Genomic DNA, 21,014 nt, shown 5'->3' with positions numbered 1-21,014 from the left:
TTCGTCCCGGCCTTCAATCCGCGGCAGGCGCCCTGCGGGACTTCCAGGCGGGGTCGCGAATGGCTTCCAGGACACGGCGCACACCCTCCCGGGCGGCCTCCAGGCCCTGGCCGGTGTCGATGACGAAATCAGCGCGGGCGCGCTTGTCGGCGTCGGGCGTCTGTCGGGCCAGGATGGCGTCTAGGCGCTCGGGCGTCATGCCTTCCCGGGCGAGGACCCGCGCCCTCTGGACATCCGCCGGGGCCGTGACAACCACGACGGCGTCCATATTCCGCTCCCCGCCCGTCTCGAAGAGGAGGGGAATGTCGAATACCAGGACGTTGGCGCCCGAGTCCTCGGCCTGGCGATGAAACTCCAGCCGGTCACGACCCAGGAGGGGATGGACCACGGCGTTCAGCCGGGTCATGGCCGCGTCATCGCCCAGGACGCGCAGCCGCAGGGCCTCACGGTCGACGGCGCCGTCGCGGGTCACGCCGGGAAAGGCGGCCTCCAGCGGCTCCACCGCCGCCCCGCCCCTGACGTAGAGGGCGGCCACCGCCGCGTCGGCGTCATAGACCGGGACGCCCGCGTCACGGAACATCTGGGCGGTGGTCGACTTGCCCATGCCGATGGAGCCCGTCAGTCCAATGTGGATCATGAAGCCTCTCCCAGGAGACGAAGGACGCGCCCGCGCACCTCGGCGGCGTCGGGCGGAGGTTGGCCGAAGAAGGCTTCGAAGGCCGGGATGGCCTGACCGATCAGCATGTCGAGGCCGTCCACCGTCCTCAGGCCCCGGGCGGCGGCGGCCTCGAGGAAGGGCGTGCGCAGGGGTCGGTAGGTCATGTCCATGACCACGGCGGAGGCGGGCGCTCTGTCGAATGAGGGCGGGGGCGGGGCATCGGGTCCAAGACCGGCGGAGCTGGCGTTGACCAGGGCGGCCGCCCCGGACAGGACGCTGGGGTCGGCGGGATCGAGGGCCCGGACCCGGTCGCCGAACTGTTCGGCCAGGTCCTCCGCGCGGGCGCGGGTGCGGTTGAGGATTCGCACCTCCGGACAGCCGGCTGCGAGAAAGGCGGCGACGGCCCCGCGCGCGGCCCCGCCGGCGCCAAACAGGACCAGGGGCCCGGCGTCGGGCTGGAATCCCGTCGCCTGGCGGGCGAAGGCGTACAGGAGACCTTCCCCATCGGTGTTGTCCGCGCTGACCGAACCGTCGACCTCGAAGATCAGGACATTGGCCGCCCCGGCGGCATGGGCGCGGGCGCTGACCCGGTCGGCGACGGCCAGGGCCTCGGTCTTGAAGGGAAGGGTCACGTTGACGCCCGCAAGGGACCCGCCTCGAAAGCCGTCGACAAAGGCTCTGAACCGATCCGCCGCCAGGCCGAAAGCCAGGTAGGCGCCGTCCAGGCCGGCGGCCTCCAGCCAGGTGTTGTGCAGGACCGGGCTGAGGGAGTGGGAAACGGGGTGTCCCACAACCCCGGCCAGGCGCGTCGTGGACGTCAGGTTCATGGCGCCAGCACGCCCTCGCTGCGTAGAAGGTCCAGGAGCCCGGTCAGGGGTAGGCCCAGGATGGTGAAATAGTCCCCGCGGATTTCGGAGAAGAGCTGCACCCCCGGGCCCTCGAGCCGATAGGCGCCGACGGAAGTGAGGACCTCCTCGCCCTCCGAGGCCAGATAGGCCTCCAGAAAGGTGTCGCTGAAGGGGCGCATCACCAGTTCGGCGGTGGACAGGGTCTCCCAGATGACCGCCCCATCCCGAGCCGCGGCGACAGCGGCGTGCAGGGCGTGCGGTCTGCCCCTCATGGCGCGAAGCCGCTGGGCGGCTTCCGCCAGGCTGGCGGGCTTGTCGTGAAGGCGACCCTCGAAATCCAGGGTCTGGTCTGCGCCGATCACCAGGCCCGGCCGGGCCCTGGACACGGCGAGGGCCTTCTCCCGCGCCAGCGCGGCGGCGACTTCGGCGGGGCTTCCCCCCCGGCCGAGGATCGCCGTCTTCAGGACTGTCTCATCGACCCCGGAATCGGCCGTTTCAAAGGAGACGCCGGCGCCGCGGAGCAGGGCCGAGCGCGCGGAGCTTCGGGAGGCGAGGATCACATCGGGCGGGCTCATGGGACCACCTTCATCGATGGGCGCAGGGACTGCAAAAGATTGAGGACTGCGGCGGCGGTCTCCTCGACCGACCGGCGTGTGACGTCAATCACGGGCCAGCCCTGCCGTTCATACAGCCGCCGGGCCTGGACGACTTCGTCCCGCACAGCCTCGATGTCCGTGTAGGCGGTGTCGCGGTCCTCCTTGAGGGAGAGCAGCCGGTTGCGCCGGATCTGGATCAGGCGGTCCGGGGAGATGGTCAGGCCCACGACAAGGGCGGAGGACAGGCCAGAGAGGGTCTCTGGCACAGGACGGCCGGGAACAAGGGGGAAGTTGGCGGCACGGACACCCCGGTGGGCCAGATAGATGCAGGTGGGGGTCTTGGAGGTCCGGGAGACCCCGACCAGGACAACATCCGCCTGGTCGAGCTCGGCGCCGCCCTGCCCGTCGTCATGGCCGATGGCGAAGTTCAGGGCGTCCATCCGGTTGAAGTAATCGGTGTCGAGGGCGTGCTGGACACCCACCCGCCGGGTGAGGGACGCGCCAAGATACCTCGACATGGCCGAGACCAGGGGGTCGAGGGCCGCGATGCAGGGCATGTCCAGGCGACGGCAACCGTCTTCTAAAGCCGTGCGCAGGCTGTCATCGACGATGGTGTGCATGACGACGCCAGGGGCGTCCTCGATGTCCGCCAGGGCGCGTTCCAGCTGCCGGGGCGAGCGCACCAGGGCATAGTAGTGCTCTATGGGCAGGACGTTCTCGAACCGCGCGCACACCGCCCGTGCCATGGCGTTAAGGGTCTCCCCCGTAGAGTCCGAGACCAGGTGGACGTGAAAGTAGGTCGCAAATCTGGCGGCGGCGGTCATTGGGGGGACGGGGCCTGGGACGCGGGATCGGGGACGGGACTGGGGATTTCTGGGGAAAAACCTGTCAACGCCTTCTTAGCCCAACACGTCAGGCATGGGGAGAAAAGCGCGAGGGAAGGGCGACTGCGGCGGGGGCTGTGGGAGGCCGGACGAAAGACGCGGAGTCGTCCACCAAGCCGTCCCAATGTGGACATCCTTTGCACAGGGTTAAGAATGTCTTTACGCGGCGCCCTGGACAGCTGCCTTTATCCACATCATATATCGTTTTAAATCTATTTATTTCAATGATTTAGTGAATTCTCACAGGTCAGCGAAGCGTCTCCCTGTTCCTGTTCGCGGGATCGTGGACACCTAGGGAAGAACCGCTTCCCGCGGCCCGTTCTCCCCGGTTTGAAGGCGGCCTACTTCCTCTTCCACCTGAAAAAGAAAACCTGTGATGTAAAAGTAAGGGACAGGCGAAGGACCGCGACCCTTGAGCCTGGCGTCGGGCCGGGGTTTAAGGGCGCCATGACTGAGGCGCCCAGACCCAAACTTCTCCGGACCCTGACCGGCGAGGCCTTCGAGCGCCCGCCAGTCTGGTTCATGCGCCAGGCCGGACGCTCGCTGCCTGAGTACCGGGAACTCCGGACCCGGGCGAAGGACTTCCTGGCCTTCTGCTACGATCCGGAAATGGCCGCAGAGGCGACCCTCCAGCCCATGCGGCGGTTTCCCTTCGACGCCGCCATCGTCTTTGCGGATATCCTGCTCATCCCCCAGGCCCTGGGACAGGAGGTCTGGTTCGAGGCGGGGGAGGGGCCACGGCTTGGCCCACTTCCCGAGGTCGCCGCCCTGGCCGGCGAGATCGAGGCCTCCACCGGTCGTCTGGCCTCAATAGGTGAGACCCTTTCCCGAGTGAGGTCGGCCCTTGAGCCTGAACGCGCCCTCATCGGCTTTGCCGGCGCCCCCTGGACCGTAGCGACCTACATGATTGAGGGCCGAGGCTCGGATCGGTCCGGGGCCCGCGCCTTCGCCTATTCCCAGCCCGAGCGCCTGGACCAGATCCTCGAAGTCCTGGTCGAGGCGACGGCCCGCTACCTGGTCCTCCAGGCGCGCAGCGGCGCCCAGGTGCTGAAGCTTTTCGAGAGCTGGGCCGAAGGCTTGGCGGAAGATGTTTTCCAGCGCGTCGTGGTGAAGCCCCACCAGGAGATCATCCGGCGGGTCCGGGCGGCGGGCGTCGATGCACCCTTCATCGGCTTTCCGCGTGGGGCCGGCGCCCTGGTCGACATCTATGCCGACGCCGTGCCAGTGCAGGCGGTAGGCCTGGACACCCAGGCGAGCCTGGCCCAGGGCCGCAGGATACAGGCCGGCGGCAAGGCCATCCAGGGCGCCCTCGACAACCTTCTCCTTCGTGAAGGCGGCTCCGCCATGGACGCGCGGATTGATGCTCTCATTGAGGGGTGGAGCCCAGGTCCCTACATCTTCAACCTCGGTCACGGCGTCCTTCCGGATACGCCGGTCGCCCACATCGAGCGGGCCGTCAGGAGGATCACGGGCAAATGAGCCGTCTCGCAGTCGTCCTCTTCAACCTCGGAGGGCCCGATGGGCCTGACGCCGTCCGACCGTTCCTGTTCAATCTCTTCAAGGACCCGGCCATCATTGGCGCCCCGGCGCCGGTCCGCTACCCGCTTGCGGCCTTCATCTCAACGACCCGGGCCAAGGGGGCCCGGGCCAACTACGCCATGATGGGCGGGGGTTCGCCCCTTCTTCCAGAGACGCGAGCCCAGGCGGAAGCCCTGGAGGCCGAGCTGGCGCGCACCCTGCCCGGCCAGGAGAGCCGCGTTTTCATCGCCATGCGCTACTGGAAGCCCTTCGCCGCCGAAACGGCCCGTGAGGTCGCGGCCTTCGGACCGGACGAGATCGTTCTCCTGCCCCTCTATCCCCAGTTCTCGACCACTACGACGGAGTCCTCCCTTCGGGACTGGGCCCGCGCCTACCGGGGGCCGGGCCGAAGCCGCACCGTCTGCTGCTATCCGATCTCGTCAGGCCTGGCCGAAGCCCACGCCCGGGCAATCCGGGGGGTTTGGGAGGCTGCAGGCCGGCCCACGGGGGTGCGGCTTCTGTTCTCGGCCCACGGCCTTCCGGAAAAGGTGATCAAGGACGGCGATCCCTACCAGGCCCAAGTCGAAGCCACGGCCTCCGCGGTCGCCAGGCTCCTGCCCGAGTTCACGGACTGGGGGATCAGCTACCAGAGCCGGGTCGGTCCCCTGAAGTGGATCGGCCCCTCGACCGATGATGAGATCCGGCGCGCCGGAGCGGAGGGCGTCGGCGTGCTCGTCTCGCCCATCGCCTTCGTCTCCGAGCATGTCGAGACCCTGGTGGAACTGGATCATGAGTACGCGGAACTGGCGAAGGAAGCCGGCTGCCCGGTCTGGCTCCGGGCTCCGGCTCCAGGGATCGATCCAGCCTTCATATCGGCCCTTGGCGGGGCGGTGACCAACGCCCTCGGCCGGGAAGGGGGAACCGCCGCGGACGGGGGCTGGACCTGTCCGGCCGCACACGGCCGCTGCCCCTGCCTTGATGCGAGAAGCGGAGGCCGCCGATGAACGTCTATGACCTGCTTCGCGGGCTCCACATCCTGGCGGTGATCGCCTGGATGGCGGGGATCATGTACCTGCCCCGCATCTTCGCCTATCACGCCGATGTCGCGCCCGGCTCGGAGATGGACCGGACCTTTCAGGTCATGGAGCTCAAGCTTTACCGGATCATCATGGGGCCGGCGATGATCCTGTCCCTGGTCCTTGGACTGGCCCTCATCTGGGTGAACGCTACGGCCCGGCTTGGGGGCTGGGACTTCCTCCTGAAGCCCTGGATGCTTGCAAAGCTGGCGGGCGTGGTCTTCCTGATTGGCTGGCACCATTTCCTGGGTGCGGCGCGCAAGCGGTTTGCGGCGGGCATGAACACCCGCTCCAACCGGTTCTGGCGCGCCACCAACGAGCTGCCCTTCATCGCCGCCATCGTGATGGTCCTGGCCGTCACCCTGGAGTTCGGGGGCTGAACCTCCGCGGAGGCGGATGCTTGACCCGGGCCGGAGAGTATGGTTCCGCTGCCCCATCGGATTCCGGCGACGCCGGGGCCCGATCCCGCCTCTCACCGGGGCCGCGATGGCGCCAGGCGCCTCGCCGGAACCCGGTCCTGAATAATGTTTGACTTGAAACGGACGCCGGAAGGCGGCCGGTCCGGAACGGGCGTGAACTGCGCCGCGTTCCGAAATCCGAAAGATTCCCATGTCTGACGACAATATCCCCCAGGACGCCGCTGACCTCGTCGAGGCCATCGAAGACGCAAGCCTGGACCTGGCCGCCGGCGAGGACGCCGCCGCAGAGGACGATGAACCCACGCAGGCCTCCCAGGCGATCGCCGCCATGGGCCTGACCCGGATGTCCCTCCAGGAACTCAAGGACAAATCGCCCGCCGACCTGCTGAGCTTCGCCGAGACCCTGGAGATCGAGAACGCGAACTCCATGCGCAAGCAGGACATGATGTTCGCCATCCTCAAGGTCCTGGCCGAAGAGGGGGTGGAAATTTCCGGCTCCGGGACCATGGAGGTCCTGCCTGACGGCTTTGGCTTCCTGCGCTCGCCGGAAGCGAACTATCTCCCGGGTCCGGACGACATCTATGTCAGCCCTTCCCAGATCCGGAAGTTCGGCCTGCGCACCGGGGATACGGTGGATGGCGGCGTCCGCGCGCCCCGCGAGGGCGAGCGCTACTTCGCACTCGTGAAGGTTGACCAGATCAATTTCGAGCCGCCCGAGAACGTGCGTCACAAGGTCCTGTTCGACAACCTGACCCCGCTCTACCCGCAGGAGCGCCTGCGGATGGAAATCGACGACCCGACGCTCAAGGACCGTTCGGGCCGGGTGATCGACATCGTCTCTCCCCTTGGCAAGGGCCAGCGTTGCCTCATCGTCGCCCCGCCGCGGGTGGGCAAGACGATCATGATGCAGAACATCGCCAAGGCGATCGCGGCGAACCACCCGGAGTGCTACCTGATCGTCCTCCTGGTTGACGAGCGACCCGAGGAAGTCACCGACATGCAGCGGACCGTGAAGGGTGAGGTGATCGCCTCGACCTTCGACGAGCCTGCCCAGCGGCACGTCCAGGTCGCCGAGATGGTGATCGAGAAGGCCAAGCGCCTGGTCGAGCACAAGCGCGACGTGGTCATCCTTCTGGACAATATCACGCGCCTGGGCCGCGCCTACAACACCACTGTCCCCTCGTCGGGCAAGGTGCTGACGGGCGGCGTCGACGCGAACGCCCTGCAGCGGCCCAAGCGGTTCTTCGGCGCGGCGCGGAACGTGGAGGAGGGCGGGTCCCTGACCATCATCTCCACCGCCCTGATCGATACGGGCAGCCGGATGGACGAGGTGATCTTCGAAGAGTTCAAGGGCACCGGGAACTCGGAAATCGTCCTGGACCGCAAGGTCGCGGACAAGCGGATCTATCCCGCTATCGACATCCTCAAGTCCGGCACCCGCAAGGACGAGCTCATCACGCCGCCGGGGCAGCTGGCCAAGACCCACGTCCTGCGTCGCATCCTGTCGCCCATGGGCGCCCAGGACGCCATCGAGTTCCTGCTCGACAAGCTGCGGCAGTCGAAGAACAACGACGACTTCTTCCAGTCGATGAACACCTGACCGTCGGCCGGTGTTTCACGTGAAACACCGGCGATACCCAACCCGGCTCAGGGAACCAGAAGGGTCGATCCGACGGTCTGGCGGGACTCCAGGGCTTCATGGGCGGCCCGGGCCTGGCTGAGCGGGAAGGTCTGGCCGATCTCGATCTCGATCTCACCCGATGCAATGCGGGCAAAGACCGCCCCGGCGCTGGCGTCCAGCTCGGCGGTCGTCGCCACATAGTCGCCGAGGGTCGGACGGGTCAGGAAGAGCGAGCCCATGCGCATGAGGCGGCCTGGCTCCACAGCAGGCGGTGGGCCCGAGGCGTTCCCGAAGCTGACAAAGACGCCCCGCCGCGAGAGGCTGGCCAGGGTGCCCTCAAATGTCGCCGCCCCCACGGAATCGTAGGCCACGGGAACCCCGGCCCCCCCGGTGATCCGCCGGACCTCGGCCGCCACGTCCTGTTCTCCGTAGAGGATGACATGGTCGGCTCCCAGGTCCCGGACCCGGTCGCCCTTGGCGGCGCTGCCGGCCGTCGCGATGACCTGTGCGCCAAGGGCCTTGGCCCACTGCACCAGGATCTGCCCGACGCCCCCGGCCGCTGCGTGAATGAGAACGGTCTCACCCGGCGCGACAGGCCGGCATCTAAGGAGAAGGAACTCCGCGGTCATGCCCTTGAGAAGGGCGGCGGCCGCCGCGCGGTCGTCCACGCCCTCGGGAACCCGGACGGCGCGTGCGGCGTCCACGCAGTGCAGCTCTGCATAGGCCCCGATCGGCCCGGAAGCGAAGGCCACCCGGTCGCCCGGGGCAAAGCGCGTCACGTCCTCCCCGACGGCGTCGACCTCGCCGGCGCCCTCCATGCCAAGGCCGGAGGGCAACCTGAGGGGATAGAGGCCTGAGCGGTGGTAGGTGTCGATGTAGTTGACTCCGATGGCCGTCTGCCGGACGCGGATCTGGCCCGGGCCCGGCGCCGGGACCTCGAGGTCGACGAGCTCCAGGACCTCAGGCCCGCCAGTGGCGTTCAGTCGGATACCCTTCATGGCTCAGGCGCTCCCCAGGTGGGCGCGGAGGAAGGCCAGGGAGCGCTCACCGGCCAAGGCGGCGTCCGCGGCGTGATAGTGCTCACCCCCCACCCGAGCAAAGGCGTGGTCGCGTCCCGGATAGGTGTGGATCGTGGCCAGGGGCTGGCCCGCCAGGCCCTCCCGGATGGCCGCTTGTGCAGGCGGCGGCACGAACCCGTCAGCCTCGGCGACATGAAGCATGACGGGTTTGCGGAGGTTGGCGCCTTCGTCCAGAAGGCCCTCGATCCCGACGCCATAGTAGGACACGGCCGCATCCGCGTCGGTCCGGGTCGCCGTCAGCCAGGCAAGTTGCCCGCCCAGGCAGAAGCCCACCGCGCCTACCCGGCCATTGCACCCGGGGTCGGAGCGGATCCGGGCGATGGTCGCGGCGATGTCCTTCACCCCCGCGCCGGCGTCAAAAGCGTTCATCAGGGCGAAGGCCTTCTTCCATTCGGCCTCGGTCCCGTCGGTGATGTCTACGCCGGGCTCGATACGCCAGAACAGGTCCGGGCAGATGGCCAGGAAGCCCTGCTCCGCCAGCCCGTCGGTGATGTCCCGCATGACGGCGTTCACACCGAAGATTTCCTGCAGGACGACAACGGCGGGCGCCTTGGCGGCGGCCGGCCGGGCGACGTAGGCCGACATCTCGCCGCCTTCGACCTGGATGCGGATCGTCTCTCCCATCGGGGCTCTCCTGTCTTTTCCAGCATCACACTTAGGCTCGCCCCCGGCCGGGCGGAAGCCGGTTTTGCGAAGCCGGGCCCCGCGCGCTATCCTCAGCGGCCGCCCTGGCCGGACCCCGAGAGGATCGCTCCATGAAGATCACGGTCGAGATTGACTGCTCCCCCATCGAGGCCCGGACCTTCCTGGGCCTTCCCGACGTGAGCGATCTCAACGCCCGCCTCGTAGAGGAAATGCAGGCGAGAATGAGCGCCAACATGGCCATGGTCTCGCCCGACGAGCTCATGAAGAACTGGATGGCCTTTGGCGCCGGGGCGCAGGAGCAGTTCACCAAGCTGATGACCCAGGCGGCCGGCATGGGCATGGGCGCCCCCCGGCCGAAATGAGGGACACGATCTTTGCCCCCGCCACCGCGCCCGGCCGCGCGGCGGTGGCGGTGGTGCGCCTTTCGGGGCCCCTTTCCGGTGAAGCCCTGGTGTCCCTGGCCGGGCGCCGCCCTTCACCCCGCCGGGCCGTCGTCCGGAAGCTGAAGGATGTGGAAGGGCGTGTCCTCGACGAGGCCCTCGTCCTGTGGATGCCGGGGCCCGCCAGCTACACGGGAGAGAACAGCGCCGAGCTTCACCTGCACGGTGGTCCCGCCGTGGTCGCCGGGGTCATGGAGGCCTTGGCCGGGCTGGGCCTGCGGCTTGCCGAACCTGGGGAGTTCACGCGGCGGGCCTTCGAGAATGGCCGGCTCGACCTGGCGCAGGCCGAGGGCGTGGCGGACCTGATCGAGGCCGAGACCGAGGCCCAGCGCCGGCAGGCCCTCGCCCAGCTGGACGGCGCCCTCGGCCGGGCCCGGGAGGCCTGGCGGTCGGACCTGGTGGAGGCCCTCGCTCTCTTCGAGGCGGCGGTCGACTTTCCCGACGAGGACCTGCCTGAGGATGTCGCGGCGCGGGCGCATCCGGCCCTTGAGCGCCTGGTCGGCGCCCTTCGGTCCGCCCTCGACGGGGTCGAGCGGGCCGAGCGGGTGCGGGACGGGTTCGCCATCGCCCTCATTGGCGCGCCCAATGCCGGAAAGAGCACCCTTCTCAACGCCCTGTCCCGGCGGGAGGCGGCCATCGTCACCGCCACGCCGGGGACGACCCGGGACGTCATCGAGGTCGCGCTCCAGCTGTCTGGATACAAGGTGATCCTGGCGGATACCGCCGGCCTCCGCGACACCCTGGACGAGGTGGAGGCCGAAGGGGTTCGGCGGGCGCGCCGCCGCGCAGAAGCGGCGGACCTGCGTCTCTGGGTGGTGGACGGTTCCGGCGGGGGCGACGCTTCGCCTGCACCGGAAGTCCTTCGGGCCGGCGACATTTGTCTTGTCGCCAAGGCCGATCTTCCCGCCGGGGACGCCGCCGCCCAGGCTCAGGTTGAGGCGGTCGCCCTGCGGCTGGAGCCGCATCGCCTCAGCGCGCATCGGGCCGAAGACGTCGCCGCCCTGGAGGCGGTCCTTGCGGAGCGGGTGGTCGCCGCCCTGGGTTCGGGAGAACCGCCCTCGGCGACACGGCTCCGGCACGCGGCCCTGCTGGCTGAGGCGCTCGAGCGGCTCGAGAGCGCCCGGGCCCTGTCCGCAGAGCCGGAACTCGCGGCGGAGGACGTCCGCCTCGCAGCCCGCGCCCTGGACCGGATCACCGGCAAGATCGGTCCGGAAGACGTCCTGGACCGCATCTTCTCCACCTTCTGCATCGGCAAGTGACCTGTTTCACGTGAAACACCGGGTGATCTGGTGTATGGCCTCGCCGCCTCCCGGCGCCTCCAGGGCTCCGGATCCTGGGATTGACCGAGACCCATGTGGGACGTGATCGTCATTGGTGGTGGACACGCCGGCTGTGAAGCGGCGGCGGCCTCTGCGCGATTCGGCGCGCGGACCCTCCTGCTGACCCACCGGATCGAGACCCTCGGCGAGATGAGCTGCAATCCCGCCATCGGCGGCCTGGGCAAGGGGCACCTCGTCCGCGAGGTGGATGCACTGGACGGCGTCATGGGCCGGATGGCGGACGCCGCCGGGATCCAGTTCCGGCTTCTCAATCGCTCACGGGGTGCGGCGGTCCGCGGACCCCGGGCGCAGATCGACCGCAAGCTCTACCGCCAGGCCATGCAGGCGGAACTGGCGACGACACCGGGCCTCGAGATCCTGGCGGAGGCGGTCGAGGACCTGGTCGTGGACGGAGGTAGAATCACCGGTGTTGTCGGCGCCTCGGGCAGGACCTATCCCGCTCCCCGGGTGGTCCTGACCACCGGGACCTTCCTGAAGGGCGTCATCCACCTGGGCGAGCAGAGGATTCCCGCCGGCCGTGCCGGGGAAGCGCCGGCAATTGGCCTTTCCGACAGGCTGTACGCCCTGGGCCTTTCCATGGGGCGGCTGAAGACCGGAACCCCGGCCCGGCTGGACGGCCGCACCATCGCCTGGGACCGGCTGGACAGCCAGGCGGCCGACGAGGTTCCAAGCCCCTTCTCCTTCCTCACGGACAGGATCACCAACCCCCAGGTCGCCTGCGGCGTCACTGCGACCACGCCGGAAACCCACCGGATCATCGCCGAGCGCCTGTCGGAGTCCGCGGTCTACGGGGGCCGTATCCAGGGCCGTGGCCCGCGCTACTGCCCCTCCATCGAGGACAAGGTGGTCCGCTTCGCCGACCGCACGAGCCACCAGATCTTCCTGGAGCCTGAGGGCCTTGACGATCCCACCGTCTACCCGAACGGCATCTCCACCTCGGTGTCGGCGGAGACCCAGGACCTCTTCCTGAAGACCATTCCCGGTCTGGAGGCGGTGAAGGTGATCCGCCACGGCTACGCCATCGAATATGACTACGTCGATCCCCGCGAGCTTGATCCCAGCCTCGAAGTCAAGCGCCTGCCCGGTCTCTATCTTGCGGGCCAGATCAACGGGACCACGGGCTACGAGGAGGCCGCCGCCCAGGGCCTGATGGCCGGCCTCAACGCCGCCCGCGCCGCCTCTTGCGCCGACGCCGCTGTCTTCCGGCGCGACGAGGCCTATATCGGCGTGTTGATCGACGACCTGGTCACCCGGGGCGTGACCGAGCCCTATCGCATGTTTACGAGCCGGGCCGAGTTCCGCCTGACCCTCCGGGCGGACAACGCCGACCAGAGGTTGACCGACCGGGGCCTCGAACTGGGATGCATCGGAGCCCGGCGGGCCGCCGCCTGGGGCGCCCGGCGTGAAGACCTGGCCGCCGCCCGGCGCATGGCGGCGGAGCTTGTCCTCACCCCGGCCCAGGCTGCCCGCGAGGGGCTTCCGGTCAAGGCCGACGGCCAGAGGCGCAACCTCTCCGAGCTCCTGGCCTATCCCACCATCGGCTTCGAGGACCTCGCGCGGATCTGGCCTCAGGTCCGGTCGTGGAGCCCTACGGTCCGGGAGCAGGTGGAGATCGACGCCGCCTATTCGGGATACCTGGACCGGCAGGCGGCCGACGCCGAGGCCTTCCGGCGGGATGAGTCCCTGCGCCTGCCCGCCGACCTCGACTATGCCGGCGTGGGCGGACTCTCCAACGAGATCCGCGAGAAGCTCGCCAGCATCCGGCCCCTGACCCTGGGCCAGGCCGCCCGCATCGAGGGCATGACCCCCGGCGCCCTCACCGCCCTCCTGGCCCATGCCCGACGCCACGCCGCCTGAAGCCGGGCCAGCTCCCACCGCCAAGGCCTTCGCCGCCCTGACCGGGGCGGACGCCCGGGCCCTGGAGGACCTGGAGGCCTACCGGATCCTGCTCGGGGACTGGAACCAGAAGATGAACCTGGTCGGTCCTGCGACCCTGCCGGCCTTCTGGTCCCGGCACGCCCTGGACTCCGCCCAGCTCCTGCCCCTGGCGCCCGACGCCCTGACCTGGGCTGATCTTGGGACCGGCGCGGGTCTGCCCGGGGTGGTGCTGGCCATACTCGGCCGGAACCGCCCGGGCTTCCATGTCCACCTCGTTGAAAGCATGGCCAAACGTTGCCGATTCCTCGAGACGGTCGTCACCCAACTGGGTCTACCCGCCAGCGTTCACAACGGCCGCGCCGAGGACCTTGACCTGACTGTGGATATCGTCACCTCACGGGCTTGCGCGCCCTTGGTCCGGCTGCTTGGGTACGCTCGGCCCTACTTTCGGAGAGGGGCGACGGGTTTGTTCCTTAAGGGTCAAGATGTTGTGGCTGAAATCGAAGAAGCCACAAGATCATGGGATTTTGAGGTGGAAATCCTGCCCAGCCTGAGCGATGATCGGGGTCGTATCCTTCGTATCCGGAGCTCCGGTCGTGGCCCACGTCGCTGAAGCCTCCCGTCCCCTCCGCATCCTGGTCGTCGCCAACCAGAAGGGCGGGGTCGGCAAGACCACCACCGCCATCAACCTGGGCACCGCGCTGGCGGCGGTGGGCGAGCGGGTCCTGCTGATCGACTCCGATCCCCAGGGCAACGCCTCGACGGGCCTGGGCGTGCCCCGGGCCGAGCGCCGGGTCACGCTCTACGACGTGCTGATGGGCGGGACGCCGCTCCTCGACGCCGTCACCCCAACCCGTCTTCCCGGCCTGGACCTGGCGCCCGCCGACCCGGACCTCTCCGGGGTGGAGATCGAGCTTGGGCCCGAGGCCCGCCGGTCTTTCCGCCTCCGCGACGCCCTTGAGGCCGTCCGGGCGTCGGGGCGCTACACCTACGTCCTGATCGACTGCCCGCCGTCCCTCAACCTCCTCACCGTCAACGCCATGACCGCGGCCGACGCCGTTCTCGTGCCCCTGCAGTGCGAGTTCTTCGCCCTCGAGGGGCTGAGCCAGCTCATGCGGACCGTGGAGCTGGTGCGCGGCAGCCTTAATCCCCGACTCGAGATCCAGGGCGTAGTCCTGACCATGTTCGACCGGCGCAACCGGCTGTCGGAGCAGGTCGCCGGGGATGTCCGCAGCCATTTCGGTGAAACCGTCTACCAGACCGTGATCCCGAGGAATGTCCGGGTCTCGGAGGCGCCTTCCTTCGGCAAGCCCGTGCTGGTCTACGATATCAACTGCGCCGGCAGTCAGGCCTACCTGAAGCTCGCCCGCGAGGTCGTCCAGCGCGAACGCGCCCGGCGCGAGGCGGCCTGAGGAGGCCCCCATGGCGGAGAAGCGCGGACTTGGCCGGGGTCTCTCGGCCCTTCTCGGAGAAGCGGCGCCGCCGCCACCGCCGCCGCCTGGCAGCGTGACCGAAATCCCCCTCGACAGGATCTGGCGGTTCGAGGCCCAGCCCCGCGCCCGTTTCGCCCCGGAGGAAATGGAAGCCCTGGTCGAGTCCATCCGGGCCAGCGGCGTGCTGCAGCCGATCCTGGTCAGGCCGCATCCCTTCAACCAGGGCCATTACGAACTGATCGCGGGTGAGCGCCGCTGGCAGGCCTCCCAGCGGGCCGGACTTCACGTCATCCCCGCCCTCATCCGGCAGATGAGCGACGTCCAGCAGCTCGAGGCGGCGATCGCAGAGAATGTGCAGCGGGAGTCCCTCACCCCCATCGAGGAGGCGGCGGGTTACCAGCGGCTGATCGAACTCCATCACCGCACCCAGGCAGAGGTCGCCGAGACCATGGGCAAGAGCCGCTCCCACGTGGCCAACGCCATCCGGCTTCTCGCCCTGCCGGCGGAGATCCAGGGCATGCTGGCGGAGGCCGAGCTGACCGCAGGCCACGCCCGGGCCCTGCTTGGAGCGCCGGACCCCCTTTCGGCCGCCCGGCATGTGATTGAGCGCGGGCTTTCGGTCCGTGACACCGAGGCCCTGGTGAAGCGCCTCCAGGCGGAGGGTGGCGTCGAGGCGACGTCCCCGGGCGCCCGGACGGCGTCGCGCAAGGACCCCGACACCCTCGCCCTCGAGGCCGACCTGTCCGCTGCCCTCGGCCTCAAGGTCGAGATCTCGGACAAGGCCGGTCGCGGCGAGGTCAGGATCCACTACGGGGCCCTGGAACAGCTCGACGAGATCTGCCGTCGGCTCTCCCGCCGCTAGGCGGGACCGATGCCCGCCCTCTATGACTCCATCGGCGCCGGATACGAGACCCTCCGCCAGCCCGACCCCCGCATCGGCGCGCGCCTTCATTCCGCCCTCGGGCCGGCGCGGAGGGTGCTCAATGTCGGCGCCGGGACCGGAAACTACGAACCTTCCGACCGGTCGATCGTAGCGGTAGAGCCGTCCGCCCGGATGATCCAGCGCCGCCCGCCAGGCTCCGCCCCGGCGATCCAGGCCTCGGCGGCGGCCCTTCCCTTTGCCGACGGCGCCTTCGACGCCGCCCTGGCCGTCCTGACCATCCACCACTGCCCTGATCCCCTGGCCGGACTCAGGGAGGTGAGGCGGGTCACCCGGGGCCGCATCGTAATCCTGACCTTCGATCCCGCCGCGCGGCCCTGGCTGACCGACTACCTCCCGGGCCTGGCCGCGCTGGATGAAGCCCAGATGCCCCCGCTCGAGGTGTATCGCGCCGCCCTCGGACCCATTCGCGTCGAGCCCCTCCTGACGCCCCACGACTGCGTCGACGGGTTCCTCTACGCCTACTGGCGAAGGCCGCACGCCTATCTCGATCCTCGAATCCGTTCGGGAAGCTCGTCCTTCCATGCCTTGAAAGACATCGATGCAGGCCTGGGCCGGTTGAAGGCCGACCTGGACTCCGGGGACTGGCAAGGCCGCTACGCTGACATCAACGGGCTGGAGGAATACGACGCCGGATACCGGCTCCTGGTGGCCGGGCCCCGGGGAGACCCGCCGGATCGCTGAAACCCTCCGTACCCGGAGGATCCAGGGCTAAAGCCCCAGCCGGCGGGCCCTGGCGGCGATCTGCAGGGCCAGGCGCTCGGCGATCAGGGCGTCGGGCGCCCGCGCCGTCTTGCAGGCCCGGTCGGCGGCCAGGACGTCTGCAGTGATCCCATCGAGGTTTTCCAGGCTCCAGGACCGCGCCTGCCGCAGGAACTCCCGCTCGTCCTTCCAGAAGACCCCCGAGGCCTTGGCCGCCTCCTGCAGTCCGGCGCCGTTCCGGGCCAGGGTCAGGGTGCGGCGTAGCCTTCCCAGATGCTGGCCCAGGGCGCGCACGGCCCCCGGACCGGACAGGCCTTCCTGGGCGGCGCGCCTCAGCCCCGCCTGGGCCTCGGCCAACCTCCCGCCAAAGGCGTCCGACGCCGCCCCGGCGAGGGAGGCCTCAGGCTCCACTCCCAGGAAGGTCTCCAGGTCCTTGGGGCCCGCCGTCACTCCTGAGCCCGGGCCCAGGAAGAGGGCCAGGCGCTCGATCTCGCGGCGGGCCACTCCGCGCTCGTGGGGGAGCCGCGAGACAAACAGGGCCAGGGCCTCGGCGTTGAGGCCGACGCCATCCTTCGCCAGGGCCTCCCGCGTCATGCGGGCGATGTCGCCAGCCTCGTCCTCGTAGCAGGGAATGACCGCACAGCCCTCGGCCTTCTCGGCCGCCCTGCGTAGGGCCGAGTCCCGCCCCAGGGCCCCGGCCTCGACCAGGAAGAAGGCCTCGGGATTGAGCTCGCCCGACAGCAGCCGCCCGAGGGCTTCCACCGCCAGCTTCTCACTCGCCGCCCGTTCGCCGCCGAGGCGCAGGCGGACGAGCCGGCGGCCACCCATCAGGGACTGGGCGGCCAGCTCGCCCTCCAGGCGACCTTCATCTCCGGAGAGGTCGCCCTCGGTCAGGACCGCCACATTGAAGGGATCCTCGGGGTCCTCGGTGACGCTGCGGGCCAGCTGGGCGGCTCGCTCCCGCACCACGCCCATGTCCCGGCCATAGATGACGGCGGCGCGCACCTGGGGGTCCGGCCGGGCCAGGAACCTTTCCAGATCAGGCCTGCGGCTCAGGATCACCCGCGTCAGGACCCCTGGCCGGCGAGGAAGGCGGCGAGCTCCAGGTGTATCCGGCGGGCAGCCTCCTGGGCGGCCCGGGCCTGGGCGTCCTGCTGGGCGATGACCGAGGCGTAGGGCTGGTCGGCGGAGTCGTAGGATAGCTCCACCCGCACCTTGCCGGTCTTGAGCGGCTCGCCCGCGGTCGCCGGGCTAAGGGTGTAGGCGGCTGTCAGGACGTACTCATAACGGGTGGCGACATTGTCGACCCGGACGCCGCGGGGATAGCGGAGCTCGGACAGGGCGACGTCCAGGCGATAGGTCGGCGCCAGGCCCGCCCGCCGGCCCAGGGCGTCGTCGAGCTGCTCCCGCAGGAGCGCCCCGGCCCGGCCCTCGGGCGTGGTCACCTCCACGGCGGCCAGCCCCGCCCCCAGGTCCGGCGTCGCATAGAGGGGCGTGAATCCGCATCCCGCCAGCAGGAGGACCGAGGCGAAGCCCGCCCCCCGGAGCGCCGCCGCCAGGGGGCTCATCCGGCGACCACGATGTTGACGATGCGATCCTTCACCACGATCACCTTGCGGATGGTCAGGCCCTCAAGTCGCCGCGCCGTCTCGGGATCGTCAAGCACCATCTTCTCGACATCCGCCGGCTCGGCCCCGGCGGGCGCCCGGATCTCCCAGCGGCGCTTGCCATTCACCTGAACAGGCAAGGTGACCTCGGCCTCCCGGGTCAGGGCCTCGTCAAAGGCCGGCCAGGGGGCGAAGACGGCCATGCCCTCGCCGCCTATCCGGGCCCAGCACTCTTCGGCCAGGTGTGGCGTGAACGGAGCGATCAGCCGGGCGAAGACCGACAGGGCCTCGGCGCGCTCGGCCAGGAGGGCCTCAGAGGCGCCTTCCGCCTTGTGTTCGCGCAGGAGGTTCAGGAACTCGTAGAGCCGCGCGATGCCGGAATTGAACCGGAAGGTCTCGATGGCCTCGGTCATGGACCGTGTCAGACGGTGGGTTGCCCGGCGCAGGGTCTCGGCGGCGGCGTCCGCCGGATCTGCGGCGTGAGGGCCGGCCGGCTGGCTCTCGAACTCGGCCCAGACCCGGTTGACGAAGCGCCAGGCCCCCTCGACGCCGGCGTTGGACCATTGGGCGTCGCGCTCTGGCGGGGAGTCGGACAGGACAAACAGGCGGGCTGCATCCACCCCGTAGACCTCGAAGATCTCGCCGGGAGAGACGGTGTTCCTCTTGGACTTCGACATCTTCTCGGCGTCGCCGATGACCACGGGCTCCCCGGTGGACAGGAGCCGGGCCCGCCGGATGCGGCCTTCGGCCTCGATGACGACCTCTCCAGGCTCCACCCATTCGCCGCCCGGCTTGCGGTAGGTCTCGTGGGTGACCATCCCTTGCGTGAACAGGCCCGCGAAGGGCTCCCGCACCGACAGGTGGCCGGCGTCGGACAGGGCCTTGGTCACGAACCGGGCGTAGAGCAGGTGCAGGACCGCGTGCTCGATCCCGCCGATGTACTGGTCGACGGGCAGCCAGTAGTCGGCCGCCGCCTTCTGGATCGGCTCGGCGGCCTCGACGTCGGTGAAGCGGGCGAAATACCAGGACGAATCCACGAAGGTGTCGAGGGTATCGGTCTCCCTCTCGGCCGCGCCGCCGCAGGCGGGGCAGGCGACATGCTTCCAGGTCGGGTGGCGGTCCAGGGCGTTTCCCGCCTTGCCGAACGCGATGTCCGCCGGGTGGGCGACGGGCAGGGAGGCCTTCGGGACCGGAACCACGCCGCAGGACGGGCAGTGGACCACCGGGATCGGACAGCCCCAGGCCCTTTGGCGCGAGACGCCCCAGTCCCTCAGGCGGAAGACCGTCGCGCCTTCCCCGGCGCCATCCGCCTCCAGGCGGGCGATGGCCGCCGCCTTGGCGGCCTCTATGCCCAGGCCGTCCAGGAAGCCGGAGTTGAAGAGGGCGCCGGCTCCGGTCCAGGCCTCGTCTCCCACGGCGAAGGTCGTTGGGTCTGCGCCCGGCGGCAGGACGACCGGGCGGACCGGCAGGCCATACTTCCGCGCGAAGTCCAGGTCCCGCTGGTCGTGGGCGGGGCAGCCAAAGATGGCGCCCGTGCCGTAGTCCATCAGGATGAAGTTGGCGATCCAGACCGGTAGCTCCTGGTCGGGGTCAAAGGGGTGGCGGACCTTCAGTCCCGTGTCGAAGCCCAGCTTCTCCGCCGTCTCGATCTCGGCTTCGGAGACGGCGCCCTGGCGGCAGGCCTCGATAAAGGCCGCCGCCCCGGGGTTGGATGCCGCGACTTCGGCGGCCAGGGGATGGTCAGCGGCGATCCCGACGAAGGCGGCCCCGAACAGGGTGTCCGGCCGGGTCGTGTAGACTTCGAGCCCCTCGGTGCGGGCCGGGTCGGTGAAGCGGAAGCTGAACCGCGCGCCCCGCGAGCGCCCGATCCAGTTCTCCTGCATGGTCCTGACCTTCTCGGGCCAGCGGTCGAGGGTCTTCAGGTCATCGGTCAGGGCGTCGGCATAGTCGGTGATCCGCAAGAACCACTGGCTCAGCCGGCGCTTCTCGACCACCGCGCCCGATCGCCAGCCGCGGCCGTCGATGACCTGCTCGTTGGCCAGGACCGTCTGGTCGACCGGGTCCCAGTTGACCAGGCTCTCCTTGCGATAGACCAGGCCCTTCTCGAACAGGTCCAGAAACCAGGCCTGCTGGCGGCCATAGTACTCGACGTCGCAGGTGGCGAATTCCCGGGACCAGTCGATGGACAGGCCCAGCTCCTTCAGCTCGCCGCGCATCCGCGCAATGTTGTCGTAGGTCCAGGCCTTGGGGTCGACGCCCCGCTCCATGGCCGCGTTCTCTGCGGGCAGGCCGAAGGCGTCCCAGCCCATGGGGTGCAGGACGTTGAAGCCCCGCGCCCGCTTGTACCGGGCGATGACGTCCCCCAGGGCGTAGTTGCGCACATGGCCCATGTGCAGCCGGCCCGAGGGATACGGGAACATTTCCAGGACATAGTACTTGGGCCGGGCGGCATCGGGCGGACCGGCCCGGAAGGCGTCGGACTCATCCCAGGCTTGGCGCCACTTCGGCTCGGTGTCTTTCGGATTGTATCGGGTCATTGCGGGCATACCGTCGGATCAGGTCGCGGAAAAAGGCTCGGGCCGGCCCCCGGGGCGCGGTCTGGCCTTTCAGGGCCTTGGGGCGGATCCTGGAGGGTCGGCGCGCGAGCCGGCGTCAGCCGGGAACGTTCGAAAGTCGAACCTGGCGCGCCCGGGTCAGGATCGCGTTCTCGAGGTCGATCTCGGTCTGGGCGTTGACCTGGGCGTCGGTCCAGGCCCCGGAAGCGCCCTTGACCTGGCGGAACAGGGCGACGTTCAGGCCGTCGGCCCGCAGGCGGCTGTCGAGGATGTAGACGGTCGCCTTGAAGCGCTCGTCCGGCTTCTCGGGATTCACGAACCAGTCCGTGATGATCACCCCGCCATAGGGGTCAGCCGAGGCGAGGGGCATGAAGGACAGGGTGTCGAGGGCCGCACGCCAGAGGTAACCGTTGACGGAGATGGTCGGACGATCGCCCTCGGCAGATCCTGATCCCTCGAAGACGCTGAGGGGGTTGAAGCCCGCAGGCTCCTGGCCTTCGAAGGTCTTGGCCGCCCGGTTCGAGGCGCACGCCCCCAGGGACGTCGCCGCGGCGATCGCCAGGCCCGCCATCAGGCGCTTCTTCAGGATTCCGGTTCCAGACGGCATCCGCACCGCTCCAAACTTCAGGGTCCGCACCCGCGGCGCGAACCGGCGCCACCCCGCGCCGCGCCCTCTATACCAACGCCGGGACCGGGGCCAAACAGGAATCGCGTGGCCTGACCGCCACAGGGGGGGGCGGATTCCGGCCCCTGGGGGTCCGCCGAGGTTGACCTC

Annotated in this window: 21 protein-coding genes; 11 read left to right on the top strand and 10 right to left on the bottom strand. The window is 69.5% G+C overall.

The window, feature by feature from the left end; genetic code table 11:
- Positions 1-13: 13 nt before the first annotated feature.
- The 4 genes from coaE to HYN04_RS12895 are packed head-to-tail and all read right to left on the bottom strand — an operon-like array spanning position 14 to position 2,926.
- Entirely contained in the window at positions 14-637 is a 624-nt protein-coding gene (coaE, locus tag HYN04_RS12910) for a dephospho-CoA kinase (protein ID WP_110451141.1), read from the bottom strand.
- Positions 634-1,485, bottom strand: coding sequence for a shikimate dehydrogenase (gene aroE / locus HYN04_RS12905; RefSeq protein ID WP_110451140.1), 852 nt, complete (start codon positions 1,483-1,485; stop codon positions 634-636). The genes coaE and aroE overlap by 4 nt, the downstream gene beginning before the upstream one ends.
- Positions 1,482-2,081 (bottom strand): Maf family protein, encoded by a 600-nt coding sequence (locus tag HYN04_RS12900; protein WP_110451139.1) that lies wholly within the window; start codon positions 2,079-2,081, stop codon positions 1,482-1,484. The genes aroE and HYN04_RS12900 overlap by 4 nt, the downstream gene beginning before the upstream one ends.
- A complete protein-coding gene (locus tag HYN04_RS12895; protein ID WP_110451138.1) occupies positions 2,078-2,926 on the bottom strand; it encodes a pyruvate, water dikinase regulatory protein in 849 nt (282 codons plus the stop codon). Before HYN04_RS12895 ends, HYN04_RS12900 begins: the two co-directional genes overlap by 4 nt.
- Before the next feature lie 507 nt (positions 2,927-3,433).
- Between HYN04_RS12895 and hemE the strand changes: the two genes are divergently transcribed.
- From hemE to rho, 4 genes are all read left to right on the top strand, one after another.
- On the top strand, positions 3,434-4,465 hold the full coding sequence (hemE, locus tag HYN04_RS12890) for a uroporphyrinogen decarboxylase (RefSeq protein ID WP_110451137.1): 1,032 nt from the start codon (positions 3,434-3,436) through the stop codon (positions 4,463-4,465).
- Positions 4,462-5,508 carry a ferrochelatase gene (gene hemH, locus HYN04_RS12885; RefSeq protein ID WP_110451136.1) on the top strand — a complete coding sequence of 349 codons (1,047 nt, stop codon included), beginning with the start codon at positions 4,462-4,464 and terminating at the stop codon, positions 5,506-5,508. The genes hemE and hemH overlap by 4 nt, the downstream gene beginning before the upstream one ends.
- On the top strand, positions 5,505-5,960 hold the full coding sequence (locus tag HYN04_RS12880; RefSeq protein WP_110451135.1) for a CopD family protein: 456 nt from the start codon (positions 5,505-5,507) through the stop codon (positions 5,958-5,960). The genes hemH and HYN04_RS12880 overlap by 4 nt, the downstream gene beginning before the upstream one ends.
- Positions 5,961-6,189: 229 nt before the next feature.
- Entirely contained in the window at positions 6,190-7,599 is a 1,410-nt protein-coding gene (gene rho, locus HYN04_RS12875; RefSeq protein ID WP_110451134.1) for a transcription termination factor Rho, read from the top strand.
- Positions 7,600-7,646: 47 nt separating this feature from the next.
- Here rho and HYN04_RS12870 read toward each other — a convergent pair whose 3' ends face one another.
- Both HYN04_RS12870 and HYN04_RS12865 read right to left on the bottom strand, forming a co-directional pair.
- A complete protein-coding gene (locus HYN04_RS12870; RefSeq protein WP_110451133.1) occupies positions 7,647-8,618 on the bottom strand; it encodes a quinone oxidoreductase family protein in 972 nt (323 codons plus the stop codon).
- 3 nt (positions 8,619-8,621) lie between these two features.
- Positions 8,622-9,323 (bottom strand): dienelactone hydrolase family protein, encoded by a 702-nt coding sequence (locus tag HYN04_RS12865; RefSeq protein WP_110451132.1) that lies wholly within the window; start codon positions 9,321-9,323, stop codon positions 8,622-8,624.
- Between the two features lie 131 nt (positions 9,324-9,454).
- Between HYN04_RS12865 and HYN04_RS12860 the strand changes: the two genes are divergently transcribed.
- From HYN04_RS12860 to HYN04_RS12830, 7 genes are all read left to right on the top strand, one after another.
- Entirely contained in the window at positions 9,455-9,706 is a 252-nt protein-coding gene (locus HYN04_RS12860) for a DUF6489 family protein (RefSeq protein WP_110451131.1), read from the top strand.
- The gene (gene mnmE, locus HYN04_RS12855; protein ID WP_110451130.1) at positions 9,703-11,043 is read left to right on the top strand and encodes a tRNA uridine-5-carboxymethylaminomethyl(34) synthesis GTPase MnmE; all 1,341 of its coding nucleotides are present in this window, start codon (positions 9,703-9,705) and stop codon (positions 11,041-11,043) included. The genes HYN04_RS12860 and mnmE overlap by 4 nt, the downstream gene beginning before the upstream one ends.
- 93 nt (positions 11,044-11,136) lie before the next feature.
- Positions 11,137-12,981: a tRNA uridine-5-carboxymethylaminomethyl(34) synthesis enzyme MnmG gene (gene mnmG, locus HYN04_RS12850; RefSeq protein WP_110451129.1), complete on the top strand. Its 1,845-nt coding sequence runs from the start codon at positions 11,137-11,139 to the stop codon at positions 12,979-12,981.
- Positions 12,959-13,615, top strand: a complete 657-nt coding sequence (gene rsmG / locus HYN04_RS12845; RefSeq protein ID WP_110451128.1) for a 16S rRNA (guanine(527)-N(7))-methyltransferase RsmG — start codon at positions 12,959-12,961, stop codon at positions 13,613-13,615. The genes mnmG and rsmG overlap by 23 nt, the downstream gene beginning before the upstream one ends.
- Positions 13,599-14,414 (top strand): ParA family protein, encoded by an 816-nt coding sequence (locus tag HYN04_RS12840; protein WP_241962632.1) that lies wholly within the window; start codon positions 13,599-13,601, stop codon positions 14,412-14,414. The genes rsmG and HYN04_RS12840 overlap by 17 nt, the downstream gene beginning before the upstream one ends.
- Before the next feature lie 10 nt (positions 14,415-14,424).
- Positions 14,425-15,297 carry a ParB/RepB/Spo0J family partition protein gene (locus tag HYN04_RS12835; protein ID WP_110451126.1) on the top strand — a complete coding sequence of 291 codons (873 nt, stop codon included), beginning with the start codon at positions 14,425-14,427 and terminating at the stop codon, positions 15,295-15,297.
- Positions 15,298-15,306: 9 nt separating this feature from the next.
- Positions 15,307-16,059, top strand: a complete 753-nt coding sequence (locus HYN04_RS12830) for a class I SAM-dependent methyltransferase (RefSeq protein WP_110451125.1) — start codon at positions 15,307-15,309, stop codon at positions 16,057-16,059.
- Between the two features lie 27 nt (positions 16,060-16,086).
- Here the strand turns inward: HYN04_RS12830 and holA are convergent, their stop codons facing one another.
- The 4 genes from holA to HYN04_RS12810 form a co-directional block, all read right to left on the bottom strand.
- Entirely contained in the window at positions 16,087-17,139 is a 1,053-nt protein-coding gene (gene holA, locus HYN04_RS12825; RefSeq protein WP_110451124.1) for a DNA polymerase III subunit delta, read from the bottom strand.
- Between the two features lie 5 nt (positions 17,140-17,144).
- Complete coding sequence (gene lptE, locus HYN04_RS12820) at positions 17,145-17,645, bottom strand: LPS assembly lipoprotein LptE (RefSeq protein WP_110451123.1); 501 nt, start codon at positions 17,643-17,645, stop codon at positions 17,145-17,147.
- Complete coding sequence (leuS, locus tag HYN04_RS12815; RefSeq protein ID WP_110451434.1) at positions 17,642-20,221, bottom strand: leucine--tRNA ligase; 2,580 nt, start codon at positions 20,219-20,221, stop codon at positions 17,642-17,644. Before leuS ends, lptE begins: the two co-directional genes overlap by 4 nt.
- Positions 20,222-20,336: 115 nt before the next feature.
- Positions 20,337-20,846, bottom strand: coding sequence for a DUF3576 domain-containing protein (locus HYN04_RS12810; RefSeq protein ID WP_110451122.1), 510 nt, complete (start codon positions 20,844-20,846; stop codon positions 20,337-20,339).
- Between the last annotated feature and the right edge of the window lie 168 nt (positions 20,847-21,014).

Source organism: Phenylobacterium parvum (assembly GCF_003150835.1).
GTDB classification, from domain to species: Bacteria; Pseudomonadota; Alphaproteobacteria; order Caulobacterales; family Caulobacteraceae; genus Phenylobacterium; species Phenylobacterium parvum.
The sequence above is the reverse complement of the archived record's forward strand: the minus strand, read 5'-3'. Positions and strand labels throughout refer to the sequence as shown.